Consider the following 14,926-nt stretch of genomic DNA (forward strand, 5'->3'; position numbering starts at 1 on the left):
GGAGTGGAGCATTTTGGCGATATGGTTTTCACGGACATCAAACCGCAGATCGAACAACTTCCAATGGAAGAAATGCAGAAGGCCTTGGCGTTTTTGAAAAACCGGATGCGAGCCAATACGGAGGAAAACCGGTTCGCATTGTCTGAAATTCACAAACGCATGGATGAGGGAAGGAAGGTTCGTTGGGAGGATCTGAAACGTCAGCTCGGACTCGACTGATTGGCGGGTGTGATGAGCGGTTTGGGTTACGAGCTGGTTTTGAGCGAGGCAGCAGTGTTCAGGCTAGTCGCCGCATCGAAGGCGGGACAACGCCGCATTGGCAGGTTGCTTGACCGTATCAAGTCAGAGCCGTTTCAAGCGGGCGACTTGCATGAAAGCGACGCTGACGGGAGAGTCCATGAAATCGTTCTTGATGGCGACTGGCTTGTCACTTTCTGGACCGACCACGCGGCCAAGGAGGTGCGAGTAGTGAGAATTGAGGAGGTCAACGACTAGGCCTGGGGACTATTTGTCTGCGTAGGTCAGCAGCACTTTGCCCGAAAGGCCAGATTGCATCACGTGATAAGCGTCAGCGGCTTTGGAGAGGGGGAAGCGGTGCGTAATGAGGGAGGCGACGGGCAGGCCGTTACGGGTCTGGGCGAGCATGTCGGGATATTCGCAGAAGTGGTAAAACCAGGAGCCGATGGCGGCGATGTCGCGGCGGATGAAATCTTCGCTGGGGGAGAGTTCGAGCGCGGGTTGTTCGCCGTTGAAAATCACCATGCCACCTTTGCAGACGGACGCGAAACAGAGGCGCGCGGTGGCGGGCACGCCAGCGGCTTCGATGGCGACATCGGCTCCGGTGTCGCGGGTAAGGTTGCGGATGGTGGCGGGAATGTCTGCGGCGTCGGTGGTATCGATGATGTGAGTAGCCCCGAGGCGGCGCGCGAGTTCGAGGCGGGCAGGGGCGCGGTCGATGCCGATGACACGGCGTCCGAGATGCGTTTGCATGATGATATTGCCAAGGCCGATGGGACCGAGTCCGAAGATGGTCACGGTTTGCTGTGCGGGAGTGCTTGGGAGGGCGTGGAGTTTTGTGGAAGTGTGCCAGGGGACGCCGAATCCATCGCCGGTAATGAGCACGCCAATGTCCCACGAAATGTCGTCGGGCAACACATGACAGGCTTGCGCGGGGATCGTGAAATACTCGGCGTGCATGTCGCAGTGAAAAGTGAATTTGTCGCACCACGTATAGCGTCCGGCCGTGTAGTGGGGATCGGGTGCGGCCGGTTTTTCACCGGGCCAGCCGGCGATGGCGCTGACACCGACGCGGTCGCCGATCTTGAGCGGAGTGCGGGTGACGGGGTTGAAAATGACGTCGGCTTCGGGACCGAACGCAGCGACCACGCCTGCCGCTTCGTGTCCCATGTTGCCGTGGAGGCGTCCATCCTTGCCGCGGAAGGTGGACATTTCGCTGCCGCAGAGGGCGGAGACGGCGGTCTTGATGAGAACTTCGCCGGGGCCGGGCGCGGGCGTGGGAACATCTTCAATGGCGAGTCGGGAGTTGCCGAGCTGGTGGAGGATTTTCATCGGAGGGGAGGAGGGGGGCGAATGTCTTACAGTGGAAATTCCTGTGCGATTTGCACCGGACGTTTTTCAGCGATGGAGCGTCGGAGGGCGGCTTCGAATTGAAGTTCGCGCAAACCGTCGATTTCCGACACGGGGGCGGGTTTCCCGGCGCGGACGGCGTCGAGGTAGGCGGTCAGGGCTTTGTGGAACGATGTAGTGTAGTGCTGCCAGCGTGACGTGTCGCGTACCATGGAAATGCGTTCGTGGGTTCGGGTTGATCCATCGAGGATTTCAATGTCGCCGTCGATGTCGCGCATATGGAGGCGACCTCCTTCGTAGGTGAGGATCAACTCGAAGAGCGGGTGTTGCCACTTCAGCCCGGCGGTGCCGATGAGCGTGCCGGTCGCGCCGTTTTCGAGCGTGAAGGCGGCAACGATGTCGTGGGCGACGATTCCTTGTCCTTCGCGTTCCGGCGCGCCTTCCAGCGCGGTGATCGTGGCGATCGCTCCGCCGAAATGGTGAACGAGGTCGATGCAATGGCTCCAGCAGGCGTAGTGAATTTTTCCGGACACACTGATGAGTTTACCGAAGGATCGTTCGGCAACAATGCGGCGGGCGGTAATGGTCTGGTCGAAGAAGCGATAATTGAAGAGCATCGCCACTTCGGTGCCGGTTTGAGCGGCGCGCGAGAGCAGTTCCTTGCCTTGGGAAAAATCGGCTTCGCTGACATGGGCCTGGCCTTTGGCGGCGACGAGGGGTTTTTCAAAGAGCACGCGGGGGAGTCCGGCCTGGATGAGCGGGAGGCCTGCGTCATAGTGCCACATTTCGTTGGTGAGCACGAAGGCGGCATCGGGTCGCCACGCGATGAGTTCAGCGGGCGAGGCGAAGGTGTGGCCGCCAAATTTTTCCGAGGCGGTACGGGCGCGGTCGGCGTTGTTGTCGAGATATCCGAGCTGGATGCCGGTCTGGGCGGCGAAATACGGCAGGTAATTCTCCGTGGCTACGTTTCCGGTTCCGATGACTGCAATTTTCATAAGGAAAAACGGGAGAGAATGAGGCGAGGCGCAATGTGCCTCGTCCGGTGGTTTGGAGCCCACTGATCTCCGGTCAGTTATTCAACGACGAGGGCCTGGCCTTTGCGAAAGCAGCAACGAAACACGAGGGCTCCAGACAGACCGGTGGCTCCAAACAACAGGGCCAAATGACCGGGTTCGGGAATTGCAGGGCCGGTTTCGATGACGAGTTGGGGTGCGTAGCTCTCGGAGTTTTTCCCGAAGAAGGAATAGCGCCTGCTTTGGTTGTCGTCCACAAATTCCAGGTTGTCCACCTGGATGCGAAAGCTGCTGACCACGGACCCGGAGTCCAACTGGTAGTCGATTTTTACCCACTGGGTAACGTCCAGGGTTACAAGGAGTGGTGCGGAGGCCGATGCGATCATCGAGGTATTGGCGGCCGACAGCCCGGTGTTGGCATAGCTTGCGTCTTCATAGAAGGCCGTGTTGTTGGTTGTCCGATTCTGAGTCTGTGAATGATAGAGAATCGCATCCGGCGTGGCGCTATCGGTGCTGACTGTGCGCACATAAAACCTGAGCGTTGCAGATACGAGAACCTCGCCTTCAGCCAGTGTTGGCAGGCTGAAAACCATGACGGCTCGATCAAGACGCTTGGCGTTGGCATCATCCTGTTCACCTGAAGAAATATTGTCGCCGGCGGCGTTGTGACCGTTGCCTGTGCCGTCGACAGGAAGGTTGTCGTAGGCCGTGAGGGTGACGACAGGAGCGACGGGCGTGGTCGTCCCGTGCAGGGCGGAAACCAGGGAAAACGCCGCGAGGGCGGAAATAATACGGCTGATGTGGTGTATTGTTGTTTTCATGATGTTTGGTGCGGGGAGGTGAAGTAACGGTGACGAAACAAGGGTGTGGGCGAAGGGGGACGGATGGGTAACTCACCAGCGCCAGGAGGCGACGCAGCGCGGGGGGAGTTCGAGTCGAAGGGGCGCGTCGGAACGGGCATCGATGGCGCGGGTTTGCAGGGTGACGGCGTCGGGGGTGGCGGGAACGTTGGTGGATTGTAGCGAATTTCCGGTTACGAGTGAGAAAGTGAGCTTTCCGGAAGCGGGAGGGGGGATGTTTTCGATGAGAAGGATGACGGGTTCGGTGGCGGAACGGTTGACCGCAACGAGCGCATGCGCACCGGTGGCGACGTCGGAAAAGTGGGCGGTAGTTACCTGATAGGGGTAGGCGTTGGAACGGGCCCGGGAGGCTCCAGGAGGCTCGGGCGTGAGGAGTTCGTAGCGGGGAAGAAGGGAGTCGTTGAGAAGTTGATACAGCATGAAGGCACCGGTGCCGAATTTGTGGGTGGTGCCTTGATCCCAGTCGGCGTTGAGGACGCGCCAGGGGCCGCGGTGGAGGTAGCACCAGTAGTTGGCGCTGGAGATTTCGGGGCGGGCCATGGCACGAAGAAGAAAATCGCCGGCGGAGATTGCGCCCTGGAGTCCCCAGGATTGGGGGCGTTCGTCGAGGTTTTTGTAGTTTACCCAGCGGGAGTGTTCGGTGACGGCGACGGTTATGTTGCGACGGGATGGCTGGAGTTCGCGAATATCGGCGATGAGGGCATCGATGGAGGCGAGTACATAAGGGACGGAGTGGCCGTCGTAGTAAGGGTGAATGGTGATGGCGTCGATGGTATCACCGAGGTCGCGGATGACTTCGCGGTGCCAGTCGCGCCAGTGCGGATTGGTGGAGGGCCAGGGAGCGGTTTGCGCGTGGGCGAGGAGTTTGATGGTGGGATCGATGGCGCGCATGGCATGGATACGTTCGCGGCACCGGGCGATGTATTCGGCGGGGAGAAGCTTGCTTTTCTTTTCCCGTTCGGTTTCGGCGCGGGTGACATCCAGGTCGTCGCGGTTGATCCAGTCGGTTTCGTTGCCGAGTTCCCAGTAGCGGACGTTGTAGGGGGCGGGGTGTCCGTGAGCGGCGCGCAGGTCGGCCATGGGGCCGGTGGTGGCGTTGCAGTAAGCGACGAGATCGGCGAGTTCCTGGACAGGGCGGAAGGGGCTGGCGATGAGGATTGGCTCGGGGCGGGGGTCGGGCAGGGTTTCGAGCCACCGTAAAAATTCCTGGAGGCCGGCGTCGGGGCGGAGAGTGCGGCGGTATTCGTCCTTGATGATTTTGCGTTCGGAGACTGGACCGAAGGCGTCGCGCCAGGGATAAAAATTGCCGGAGTGGTAACGCATGACGCGCAGGGGCCAGGCGTGGGTAAGGGGAGTCCATGCGGGGTCGGGGCGGTTGGCGGCGGTATCCCAGAGGATGGGGGGACGGTTGTTGTTGAGGGTGCCGTGCCAGTCGTTGGCCGTCATGTTGTGGCCGTAGAGTTCAGGGCGGGTGGCGAGGGTATTTCCAGTAATATTGAGGACAACGACGCGTTTGCCGGTGGGTTGCGCAAGTGATTTTGACGCCGATGCCTGTATCTGTACCTGCGCGGACAGGAGAGCATTGAAGACGAGTGAAACGGCAATGACGGTGAGCAGGATGCCCGACAGACGGATAAAATTGTTTTTTGGATACATGAGGAAGGATGTGCTGATAAAAGGGAACGCAGGATTCCCGTTGCCCACAGATGCAGGTGAGCATGGAGGAAGCAGATGGGGAGGATGGGGGAAAACCGAAGCGTGGTGAGTGAGCGGTCAGGCAGGTAAACAGGCGACGGGGAGGGAACAGAGGATGAGGTGGAAGGGCTACCAGGTGCCGCGGCCGCACCAGAAGAGTCTTTCCTGGCCACCACGAGCCTGGATTTCAGGCCATTTTTTGAGTTCCACATGACCGTCGAAAAAAACGATGTTGGAGGCGTCGCCGTGAGGGATCAGGCCGTAGTAGTTTTTGTAAGCGGCGTCGTTGGCCCAATAATAGCGGGATTCGAGAACCATTGCGGTTTTGGAGGGAGTTTCGACGAGGTTGAGGGCAACGGGAGTTGTTTTGGTGGAGGCTCCTGTTCCGTAGAGGGGACCGTCATTGAGGCCGTAGCAGGTCCAGCCAGTCCCCGGCGTGATTCCAGGTCCGTAGTTGGGCTTTGTGCGTGTATTTTTACATTGGAAGAGATTCTGGCTTTGGTGCGTGGCGTTGTTAACAAAGTCGTTGGTGCCGACTCTAAACGAGGCTTCGCTGTATCCGGCATAGGTCCAGATGGCGTAGCACCATGTGTCGGTCTGGTCTCCGGGCGGCCAGTTTTTGGACACGGCTGGCAATATGTTTTTATGATCTTGCGCATAGAGAAAGAGCGCTTGGCTGATCTGGCGCATATTGCTTACGCAATCCGCACGGCGGGCGCTTTCGCGAACCCGACCAACAGTAGGGATGATGATCGCAGCCAGAATGCCGATAATGGCGATGACGGTGAGGAGTTCGATCAGCGTGAAGGCGCGGAGGCGGGTCTGTGTAGTCCGGATTCCGTTACAGGAGCAAGGCGGGGTTGCAATGATGGAGGGGCGAATGTGGTGTTTGGGCGTGTGCATGGGATATGGGCTTGGATTGGGTGAGGCAGACAGAAGGAACGAGGGCGGTATGACAGAAGGGGAGGGGGACGGCGGAGCGTGGCGGGGTCAGGCGGTGCTGGAACGGATGACGAGCTGGCCTTCGAGAAGGATGTTGGCGGGGTTGGGCTGGCTGGCGGAGCGGGCGGCAAGGCTGGCTTCGAGCAGGTGGAAAGATTCGAGCCCGATCGTTTCGTAGGGCACGCGGTAGGTTGTCAGCGTGATGCCTTCCGGGGGCTGGAGGGCGAAGTCACCCAGTCCGGTGACTTTGAGGTCGCGTGGCACGCGGAGGCCTTTTTCGAGGGCGGCGTGGATGAGGCCGATGGCGAGGATGTCGTCGGCGCAGACCACGGCCTCGAGATCGGCGAGGAAGCCGCCGGCTTCAACACGGGAGAGCCAGGCACGGGCGAGGGCGGTAGGCTCGGCGAGGGGATCGGTGAAGTTGACGTGCCGGGCTTCTTCGAGGCAGACAGTGGCTTCGGGGGCGGTGAGGCCTGCCTCCTTGAGCGCCCAGCGGTAGCCCTGGTGGCGGTCGCTGATGAAGTGCGCCCAGGCATGGTTGGCGAAAAATCCGATCTTGCGCAGGCCGCGGTCGATGAGGTGGCGCGTCAGGGTATAGCCGGCGTGAAAGTTGTCGGCCAGGGCGCAGGGGCGGCCGGAGCCGGGCAGCGTGGTGCCGGCGAGGACAACGGGGACGCTGGAGGTGCGGAGAGCGTTGGTGAAAAACATCTGCTCCTGCACGGTGGAAACGAGGGGGTTGATGACGGCGCCTTTCACATCGAACTCGGCGAGGCGGCTGATGAATTCGGCTTCCTTGTGGTAATCGGTGCCGGTGGTGAGGGTGACGACGCGGCGGTTGCGCTCGCGGGCCGCGAGCTGGAAGCCCTGGACGGTGCGGAAAATGCCTTCGTGGAGCTCGCTGGAATAGATGAAGGCAAAGGCGTCGAGTTGCACGGGGGTGACGGCGGGCGCGGCCGAAGAAGGTGCGGCAACACTGCGGGCAGGGGTGGCGCGGAGGACGCGGGTCCCGGCGCGGGTCTTGCGTTCGACGAGGCCGTCGTGCGCGAGGCGGGAGATGGCCATGCCCATCGTGGAGCGGCTGCAATCGAGTTCGCGGGCCAGCTCGACTTCGGTGGGGATTTGCTCGCCCACCTGCCACTTGCCGTCGGCGATCTGGCCCTTCAGAAGCTCGTAAACGGCTTCGAGTTTCGATCTGGAGGACGATGCGGAGGTGGTGGAGGTAGCGGGCATTTGCCAAACATAATCTGGATTATGTCTGGTAAATCAAGGATTTTTTCCATTTATCAAGAATAGAAAATTGATCAGGTAAAACCATGTTTTAAAATGCCTAATGAAATCATAAATTCATAGGATCGACCCGATCTCTGGTTTTACCAGACAAAAACAGGCTGAATGTTTGGTAAATCCCAAGGTGACGCCGCGCGTGAATCCCATGCCATGAGGCCGATGCCCGGTCGACGAAAGGAGAGCCTGCAAATAAGGAAGTGACAAGGGAACGGCGTCCGTTCTCTTTCGGGGCAAAATTAACCGGAATACGGGCAGGGATGCCCGGCAACTGTTCCGGATGATTACGCTTCAACTCCCTTTCATGGCAGAAAAACATACCGGCGAAGACTGGCGGAAGACCGTGCTGTTGCCCGTGCTGGCGATGGCCGCTATCGTGCTGCTGTCCAATATCCTCGTGCAGTATCCCGCCGGCGAATGGCTGACGTGGGGGGCATTTTCATACCCGGTCACCTATTTTGTGACCGATGTCTGCAACCGCTGGTCCGGCCCCCGGATGGCGCGGCGTGTGGCGTGGGCCGGATTTGTCGTCGGCGTGCTCCTTTCGCTCCTCATGGCCACGCCGCAGATCGCGCTGGCCTCGGGCGCGGCATTCATCACGTCGCAACTGCTCGACATCGCCGTGTTCAACCGGCTCCGCCGCCAGTCATGGTGGAAAGCGCCTCTTTTCGGTTCGGCGGTGGCCTCGGTCGTGGATACGGCGATCTTTTTTTCCATCGCCTTCCACGGCAGCGGCCTGAACTGGATGCAACTCGCCGCCGGCGATCTCGGCGTGAAGCTGGCCATGGCCCTCGTGCTGCTGGCGCCGTTTCGCCCGGTCGTCCGCTGGCTGACCGAGGCCGGACCCTGCAAGCCGGTCTTGTGAAACGGGGCAATTCCCGGCTTTACGCACGTTGGCCGACTTGTTTGCCTCTTCCCTTTCGTAACAACCATGTCCTCCCGGAAAACCAAATCTCCAGCACTCGCCGGCGACGATCGCAACCTCGTCAACCTCGACGAAACCTACGTGGCCGCCAGCTTCGAAGACAAGTTGCGCATCTTCTGGGGCAAATACTCCCGGGTCGTTCTCGCCCTTGTCACCCTGGCCGTCCTGCTTGTGGTCGGTCGCGGAGTGATGGCACATCTGGCGGCCCGTCACGACGAAGCGGTGCAGGATGCCTACAATGCCGCCACGGGCGATGACGCCGCGCTGCGCGCCTTCGCCAGCGAGAACTCGCGTCATGTGCTCGGAGCGGTCGCCAATCTCGAAGTGGCCGACGCCGCGTATGCCAGGGCGGACTACACCGCCGCGCTCGCCGCCTACAACGAAGCGGTCACCACGCTTGCCGGCACGCCGTTCGCCGCCCGCGCCCGCCTGGGCGCCGCCATGTCGCAGGTGCTCGGCGGCCAGGCCGAAGCCGGCCGCGCCGCCCTTCGCCAGATCACCGACGAGATCAGTTTCCCCGCTCCCGTCCGCGCCGAAGCCGCTTATCACCTCGCCGTCCTGCTGCGTGAAGCCGGCCAGAACGAGGACGCCGCGAAGCTCGCCGACCAGATTTTTTCGATCGCTCCCTCCAGCATGTGGGCCCAGCGCGGCCTGATGCTCAAGGCCCAGCTCCCCGCGTCGGCTGAGACGCCGAAGGAAAAAGCCGATACGCCGGTTCCTGCCGCGGCGACAGATGCCGCCGCGCCGGCGAGCACGGGCGAAACTCCGGCGATTTCGTTCCCGGCTTCAAAGTAACTCCTCGCAGGCAGACGCGGCCAGCGTGCCATGGCGTGGCACGGGCATCCCTGCCCATGTTTTCGGAGAGCGGCACTTCGTGCCGTCCACGGGCTTGGCCAGTGAACCTACCAGCCACAGGCCTCCGTGCCTGTGGCACGACGCGCAGTGTCGCCTGTTCGGAACAGCAGGCAGAGACGCCTGCCACTACGAAATCACGGGCTGGAAGCCCGTGCCACGAGGGGCGCTGCGTAACATCAACGCCTCAGATTGCCCCGGCCTTCCGCTTCTCGATGAGCTGATAGAAATCGGTGAAGAGCGGGTCGGCGTCGTTGGGGCCGGGCGCGGCTTCCGGGTGATACTGCACGCAGAACACCGGCAGCTCCTTGTGGCGCAGGCCCTCGACGGTGTTGTCGTTGAGGTTGATCTCGGTGACGAGGGCTCCGGTCTTTTCCAGGCTCTTCGGATCGGTGGCGAAGCCGTGGTTTTGCGCGGTGATCGAGACCTTGCCGTTCTCGATGTTTTTCACCGGCTGGTTGCCGCCACGGTGGCCGAACTTGAGCTTGAAGGTGGTGCCGCCGAGCGCATGCGTGATCATCTGGTGGCCGAGGCAGATGCCGAATGTCGGAAAATCGGGCAGGAGATCGGTGACAGTCTTGTGCACATACGCCAGCGCCGCGGGATCGCCGGGGCCGTTGGAGAGAAAAAGCCCGTCGGGCGCATGTTCGCGGATCTGCGCGGCCGTGGCCGTGGCGGGGAACACCAGCACGTCGAAACCGTGACGGACCAGCTTGCGAAAAATCGTGTGCTTCGCGCCGAAATCGAAAGCGGCGACCTTGAAGCGCTTCGTCACCGGGTGCGGCGCGCCGAGCGTGGTGCCGGCGGGCAGGTAGGCGAGGTTGTAGTTGGCGGGGTCCTCGGCGCTCCACACGTAGGGGGCGTCGCAGGTGACGTCTTTCACGTAGTCGCTGCCGGCGATGTCCTGCCAGGCGCGAGCGCGGGACACGGCCTCTTCGTCGGTGAGCGGCAGCGTGGAGAGGCAGCACTTCATGGCGCCGTCCACGCGCAGTTTCTTGGTGAGCGCGCGGGTGTCGATTTCGCTGATGCCGGGAATGCCGTACTTGCGCAGGTAGTCGCCGAGCGAGGCATGCGAGCGCCAGTTGCTGACGACGGGCGAGAGCTCGCGGACCACAAAACCGGAGGCCATCGGGCGGGAGGCTTCGTTGTCTTCGTTGGCGATGCCGTAGTTGCCGATCATCGGCGCCGTCATGGTGACGATCTGTCCGAAGTAGGAAGGATCGGTGATGATTTCCTGGTAGCCGGTCATCGAGGTGTTGAAGACGCATTCCCCGGAAACGGTGGCATCGGCTCCGAACGCGCGACCGCGATAAACGGAGCCATCTTCAAGGGCGAGCACGGCAGGCTTGGAGGTGGACATTAAAAATGAACGAAAAAACCCCTGCGCCTGTCCCGCAAGTTGGTTTTTCAAGTTTTAGCTCCGTTGCCGGGAAAGTCGCAGGGAAGCAGCGGGTTTTATCCTGAAAACCGCAGCAGAGGGAACCGCTAAAGGACGCTAACGGACGCTAAACAAAGACATTGTCAGGCGGGAGAATCCGACGATGCCTTCACCCGGCAGGTGAATGTCCCGGTCTTCTGATTCCATCATCAACCTGTTTTCTTTTAGCGACTTTTAGCGTCCTTTAGCGGTTTCAATTTCTGAATCCAGGTTTATGGTTTCGCCACGATTGTGCGAAGGGGAGAGGGGGGGGGAGCCGGTTCCGGCGGACTGGCCTGGAGTCGGGTCGAAGGTCAAAAACCGGAAAGTCCAAGGTCGACCGCGGCTTCACGTTGTGGCGCTTCCTTCCTCCCGCCCCCCCTCCCCAGGGTTGTCCTGCTCATGCAGGACGGTGGCGACGTTCGACATCTGGACTTTCGACCTTCGACCGGTCACGGGTCGGCGCAGACGACGACGAGATCGTTCACGTGCAGGCCGCACCAGACGCGGTCGCCGTCGTGGATCGGCTCCATGATGGCGCTTTCGTTGGCCACGATGGCGCTGAGGCGGGTGCCGGCGTCGCTGGCGATCACGAGCTGGTCGAGCGCGCCCTGGAAAACTTCCTCGGTCACACGGGCCTCGAAAACGTTTTCCGCCTGGATCGGCGTTTTGGAGACATGCACTTTTTCCGGGCGGATCGAAATCACGGCTTTGGTGAGCTCGGCCGGCCAGCGGCTGAGCGAGACCTTGAGCTCCAGGCCGCCTTCGAGGCGGACGCGGCCATAGACGCCGTTGCGGGCCACCATCTCGGCTTCGATGAGGTTGGCCTCGCCGATAAAGTCGGCGACGAAGGCGGTGCGCGGTTCGTGGTAGATTTCGGTGGCGGTGCCGAGCTGTTCGAGCCGGCCGTTGTTGAGGACGGCGATGCGGTCGCTGAGCGTGAGCGCCTCTTCCTGGTCGTGGGTGACGAAGACGAAGGTGAGCCCGAGGTGCTTTTGCAGCCGCTTGAGCTCGACGCGCATTTGCTGGCGGAGCTTGGCGTCGAGCGCGGAAAGCGGCTCGTCGAGCAGGAGGACGGAGGGGCGCGGCACGATGGCCCGGGCGAGGGCCACGCGCTGGCGCTGTCCGCCGGAGAGCTGGTGGGGTTTGCGTTCCTCGAAGCCGGTGAGCGCCATGAGGTCGATGACTTCGGCGACGCGCGGACGGATTTCGGCCTCGGGGAGTTTTTGCATGCGCAGCCCGAAGGCGATGTTCTGGCGCACGGTCATGTGCGGGAAAAGCGCGTAGCCCTGGAAGACCTGGTTGATGTTGCGCCGGTAGGGCGCGTGATGCGTCACGTCTTCGCCGGCGATCCGGATGGAGCCTTCGTCCGGGTGCTCGAATCCGGAGAGGAGCCGGAGGAGGGTGGTTTTGCCGCAGCCGGAGGGGCCGAGCAGGGTGATGAATTCGCCCGCGTGGACTTGCAGGCTGACGCGGTTGACGGCGGTGAACGCACCGAAGCGTTTGGTCACCCCGTTGATCTCGATCATGGGCGGGCGGGTTTCGCTCATGGCCGGGATGGCAAGGGAACGCCGTCGGGCGTCGGGGGACGGACCGGAGCGAGTCTGAAATTCATATGAGGGAGCATCGTGTGGATGGGTGCGTGATTAACCGCTCGCCGGGGAAAATAAACAGTGAATTTTCGGACCGGCTGCGCCGGGGGAGTTTGAAGTTGGGAGTTGGAAATTTGGAATTTGAAGTTGGAAATTTGTAGTTGGCAGTCGGGAGTGTGAAATCACAGGGGGAATTGCGGAGGTACGCTTGCGACCAACTTCCAACTTCAAATTTCCAACTTCCAACATCTACTCCTTGCCCGCCACCCGCGAGGCGCGCCATTGGGCGAGCAGGTACGAGACGATAAACATCAGCGTGAAAATCACGCCGAGCGCGGCGCCGAACGGCCAGTTGCGGCCGGTTTTGGAAAACTGGTTCTGGATGACGTTGCCGATCATGGGCACGCGAGCGCCGCCGAGCAGATCGGTGACGGCAAACATCCCGATGGCCGGCACGAACACGAGCAGGATGCCCGCCGCGATGCCGGGCATGGTGAGCGGGATGATCACTTCGGAGAAAGCCTTGACCGGTCCGGCGCCGAGATCGTGCGCGGCCTCGACGAGGGCGTTGTCGAGTTTTTCCGCGCTGCCGTAGATCGGCAGGATCATGAACGGCAGGTAGGCGTACACGAGTCCGATGACCACGGCCCACGGTGTGTAGAGGATTTCGAGCGGGGCGGCGATGACGTGCGTGAACTGGAGCAGGCCGTTGAGCAGGCCTTCGCTCTTGAGGATGGAAATCCAGGCGTAGGTGCGGATGAGGAAACTCGTCCAGAACGGGATCATGACGAGGAGCAGCAACCGGTTGCGGAGCGAATCGTTTTGCCGGGCGATGAACCAGGCGACCGGGTAGCCGATGGCGGTGCAGAGGACGGTGGTGAGCGCTGCATAACCGACGGAACGCCCGAGGATTTTGAGGTAAACAGGATCAAAAACGCGGACGTAGTTGCCCCAGGTGAAGCTGAAGACGACGCGACCGAGGTCGTCACGCTGGCAGAAGCTGTAGACGAAGAGGATGCACATCGGCACGACGACGAAGAGGGCGAGCCAGAGCAGCATGGGCGCGATCAGCACCCAGCCCCACACGCGCGGGTGGCGCGCATGGGCGTTGTCGGAGCCGGGAAGGGCGAGAGCGTTCATGCGGACGGAGGAACAGCAAAAAAACCTCTCCCGCAATCCGGATGTCAGAGGCCAGAGGCCAGAAGACAGGGGCCAGAGGACAGAAACCGGAGCGCAGAAAACCGGCAGTCATGGTCGCCGAAGTCTGTCTCTCGACCCTCAGCTCTCTTCTGGCCTCTGACATCTGGCCTCTGGCTTCTGCTTTACGGGCGGGGGCGGGGACGTTGTGCTGGCGGGCATGTTATCGCTGTCGTTGCGTTTCTCGTTTCTTCTCGTGCTCGTGGTTGTCGCCGTGCAGGCCGCGGTGGGCCAGCGGGAGCGAGGGCCGGGGTGGCAGGAGAGTCGCGAGGAACGGCGCGAGCGGAGGAGAGCGGAGTGGGAGGCGCGCAGGGCCGGGCAGGGGGGGCGGCCGGAGGAGGCGAAACCGCAGGTGCCGGAGGTCAAGCTGACGCGGGCCGAGGAAATGAAGCAGATCGCCGAATCCCTCGTTGTCGTGAAGGACGGCACGTTTGTGCCCGTGCCGGAAGAGGAGGCGGTGGCGATCCGGTTTTTCGCGTATTACTATGCGGCGGGCTGGTCGGGATCGTGCCGGCGGTTCACGCCGGAACTGATTGCGGCTTACAAGGAGCTCAAGGCGGCGTACCCCGCTTTCGAGATCATTTACATGAGCTACGACGAATCCGCGCCGGAGATGCTCGCCCATTTCCGGGAGACCGGGATGCCGTGGCCCGCGGTCGATTTCGAGAAGGCGACCACCCTTGCGGGCACGAGGCGGTTGCAAAAAAAGGGAATCCCCAATCTCGTTTTCCTGACCAGCGCGGGGAAGGTGCTTTCGACGAGCTACATTACGGAAAAGGTCAAGGTGACGACAGCGGAGGGCAAGGAGGAGGAAAAGAATCAGGAAAAATACGTCGGGCCGCGCAAGGTGCTGGAGGATATCCGGTCATACCTCGACAAGGACGGCGCGGCGCGGGCGGCCGCCGAGGCGGCGGAGCGGGCCAAGGGGGCGCTTCGCTGGAACAAGCGCCGGATCGAGATGCGCCTGACCCCCGGCCAGAAAAAGGCGGAGGCGACCTTCACCTTTACCAACGCGTTCAAACAGCCGGTGAAAATCACGTCGATCAAGACGAGCTGCAACTGCACCGCCGGGAAGCCGGACAAGGCGGTTTACGCGGCGGGCGAGAAGGGCACGCTGAAAGTGCACTTCGAGGTCGGCGACCGCGTCGGCGCGCAGGACAACTGGATCGACGTGTTCAACGACGCGGACGACAAGCCGGTGCGGCTGGAGTTTGCCGTGACGATCCCGGCGGCGATGGAACTGGCGCCGCGTCTGGTGTCGTGGACAGCCGACGAGATCCGCCGCGGCGGGGACGACGCGGCGAAGGTGAAACAGATCACGCTCCGTTTCGACAAGGGCGTGGGCGCGGTCGGCGAGGTCGTGGCGAAGACGGATGCCGAGTGGCTGCGCGTCGAGGTGAAGCCGGCGAAGAAGGGATCGACGGAGCGCATTCTGGAATTGACACCCACGTGGTACGCCGTGCCGCTCCCCTGGCGGGCGAAGATCACGGTGACGGCGAAGACGGACAAGCTCGGCACGGTCGAGACCACGGCCTTCGCGACGTGCCGGTAGCTGGCCGGCA

14 protein-coding genes are annotated in these 14,926 nt (G+C 61.8%); 5 read left to right on the plus strand and 9 right to left on the minus strand.

The window, feature by feature from the left end; translation table 11 throughout:
* The first annotated feature begins 21 nt into the window (after positions 1–21).
* Together OPIT5_14740 and OPIT5_14745 are read left to right on the plus strand one after the other, a co-directional pair.
* Positions 22–219, plus strand: a complete 198-nt coding sequence (locus OPIT5_14740; protein ID AHF94409.1) for a hypothetical protein — start codon at positions 22–24, stop codon at positions 217–219.
* Positions 220–495, plus strand: coding sequence for a hypothetical protein (locus tag OPIT5_14745; protein AHF94410.1), 276 nt, complete (start codon positions 220–222; stop codon positions 493–495).
* A 9-nt stretch (positions 496–504) separates the two neighbouring features.
* On the opposite strand, the gene OPIT5_14750 is transcribed toward OPIT5_14745, so the two are convergent.
* From OPIT5_14750 to OPIT5_14775, 6 genes are all read right to left on the minus strand, one after another.
* Positions 505–1,569, minus strand: coding sequence for an alcohol dehydrogenase (locus OPIT5_14750; protein AHF91280.1), 1,065 nt, complete (start codon positions 1,567–1,569; stop codon positions 505–507).
* Between the two features lie 26 nt (positions 1,570–1,595).
* Entirely contained in the window at positions 1,596–2,582 is a 987-nt protein-coding gene (locus tag OPIT5_14755) for a dehydrogenase (protein ID AHF91281.1), read from the minus strand.
* 77 nt (positions 2,583–2,659) lie between these two features.
* On the minus strand, positions 2,660–3,421 hold the full coding sequence (locus tag OPIT5_14760; protein AHF94411.1) for a hypothetical protein: 762 nt from the start codon (positions 3,419–3,421) through the stop codon (positions 2,660–2,662).
* 72 nt (positions 3,422–3,493) lie between these two features.
* Positions 3,494–5,116: an alpha-L-arabinofuranosidase gene (locus OPIT5_14765; GenBank protein AHF91282.1), complete on the minus strand. Its 1,623-nt coding sequence runs from the start codon at positions 5,114–5,116 to the stop codon at positions 3,494–3,496.
* 168 nt (positions 5,117–5,284) lie between these two features.
* On the minus strand, positions 5,285–6,058 hold the full coding sequence (locus tag OPIT5_14770; protein ID AHF91283.1) for an N-terminal cleavage protein: 774 nt from the start codon (positions 6,056–6,058) through the stop codon (positions 5,285–5,287).
* Between the two features lie 87 nt (positions 6,059–6,145).
* On the minus strand, positions 6,146–7,327 hold the full coding sequence (locus OPIT5_14775) for a GntR family transcriptional regulator (GenBank protein AHF91284.1): 1,182 nt from the start codon (positions 7,325–7,327) through the stop codon (positions 6,146–6,148).
* Between the two features lie 358 nt (positions 7,328–7,685).
* Here OPIT5_14775 and OPIT5_14780 point away from each other — a divergent pair, with 358 nt between their 5' ends.
* Positions 7,686–8,246 carry a membrane protein gene (locus tag OPIT5_14780; GenBank protein ID AHF91285.1) on the plus strand — a complete coding sequence of 187 codons (561 nt, stop codon included), beginning with the start codon at positions 7,686–7,688 and terminating at the stop codon, positions 8,244–8,246.
* Positions 8,247–8,312: 66 nt separating this feature from the next.
* Positions 8,313–9,101, plus strand: a complete 789-nt coding sequence (locus OPIT5_14785) for a hypothetical protein (GenBank protein ID AHF91286.1) — start codon at positions 8,313–8,315, stop codon at positions 9,099–9,101.
* Positions 9,102–9,345: 244 nt separating this feature from the next.
* Here the strand turns inward: OPIT5_14785 and OPIT5_14790 are convergent, their stop codons facing one another.
* From OPIT5_14790 to OPIT5_14800, 3 genes are all read right to left on the minus strand, one after another.
* Entirely contained in the window at positions 9,346–10,518 is a 1,173-nt protein-coding gene (locus OPIT5_14790) for a carbamoyl phosphate synthase small subunit (protein ID AHF91287.1), read from the minus strand.
* A 509-nt stretch (positions 10,519–11,027) separates the two neighbouring features.
* The gene (locus tag OPIT5_14795) at positions 11,028–12,104 is read right to left on the minus strand and encodes a spermidine/putrescine ABC transporter ATPase (GenBank protein AHF91288.1); all 1,077 of its coding nucleotides are present in this window, start codon (positions 12,102–12,104) and stop codon (positions 11,028–11,030) included.
* Between the two features lie 312 nt (positions 12,105–12,416).
* Positions 12,417–13,307 carry an ABC transporter permease gene (locus OPIT5_14800; protein AHF91289.1) on the minus strand — a complete coding sequence of 297 codons (891 nt, stop codon included), beginning with the start codon at positions 13,305–13,307 and terminating at the stop codon, positions 12,417–12,419.
* Between the two features lie 217 nt (positions 13,308–13,524).
* On the opposite strand from OPIT5_14800, the gene OPIT5_14805 reads away from it, so the two are divergent.
* The gene (locus tag OPIT5_14805) at positions 13,525–14,916 is read left to right on the plus strand and encodes a hypothetical protein (protein ID AHF91290.1); all 1,392 of its coding nucleotides are present in this window, start codon (positions 13,525–13,527) and stop codon (positions 14,914–14,916) included.
* Positions 14,917–14,926 lie beyond the last annotated feature (10 nt).

The organism is Opitutaceae bacterium TAV5, assembly GCA_000242935.3.
GTDB lineage: Bacteria > Verrucomicrobiota > Verrucomicrobiia > Opitutales > Opitutaceae > Geminisphaera.

Coding starts and splice junctions, on each gene's coding strand:
- OPIT5_14740 (AHF94409.1), top strand. CDS start 22: ATGGTTTTCACGGACATCAAACCGCAGATCGAACAACTTCCAATGGAA.
- OPIT5_14750 (AHF91280.1), bottom strand. CDS start 1,569: ATGAAAATCCTCCACCAGCTCGGCAACTCCCGACTCGCCATTGAAGAT.
- OPIT5_14755 (AHF91281.1), bottom strand. CDS start 2,582: ATGAAAATTGCAGTCATCGGAACCGGAAACGTAGCCACGGAGAATTAC.
- OPIT5_14760 (AHF94411.1), bottom strand. CDS start 3,421: ATGAAAACAACAATACACCACATCAGCCGTATTATTTCCGCCCTCGCG.
- OPIT5_14765 (AHF91282.1), bottom strand. CDS start 5,116: ATGTATCCAAAAAACAATTTTATCCGTCTGTCGGGCATCCTGCTCACC.
- OPIT5_14770 (AHF91283.1), bottom strand. CDS start 6,058: ATGCACACGCCCAAACACCACATTCGCCCCTCCATCATTGCAACCCCG.
- OPIT5_14775 (AHF91284.1), bottom strand. CDS start 7,327: ATGCCCGCTACCTCCACCACCTCCGCATCGTCCTCCAGATCGAAACTC.
- OPIT5_14780 (AHF91285.1), top strand. CDS start 7,686: ATGGCAGAAAAACATACCGGCGAAGACTGGCGGAAGACCGTGCTGTTG.
- OPIT5_14785 (AHF91286.1), top strand. CDS start 8,313: ATGTCCTCCCGGAAAACCAAATCTCCAGCACTCGCCGGCGACGATCGC.
- OPIT5_14790 (AHF91287.1), bottom strand. CDS start 10,518: ATGTCCACCTCCAAGCCTGCCGTGCTCGCCCTTGAAGATGGCTCCGTT.
- OPIT5_14795 (AHF91288.1), bottom strand. CDS start 12,104: ATGATCGAGATCAACGGGGTGACCAAACGCTTCGGTGCGTTCACCGCC.
- OPIT5_14800 (AHF91289.1), bottom strand. CDS start 13,307: ATGAACGCTCTCGCCCTTCCCGGCTCCGACAACGCCCATGCGCGCCAC.
- OPIT5_14805 (AHF91290.1), top strand. CDS start 13,525: ATGTTATCGCTGTCGTTGCGTTTCTCGTTTCTTCTCGTGCTCGTGGTT.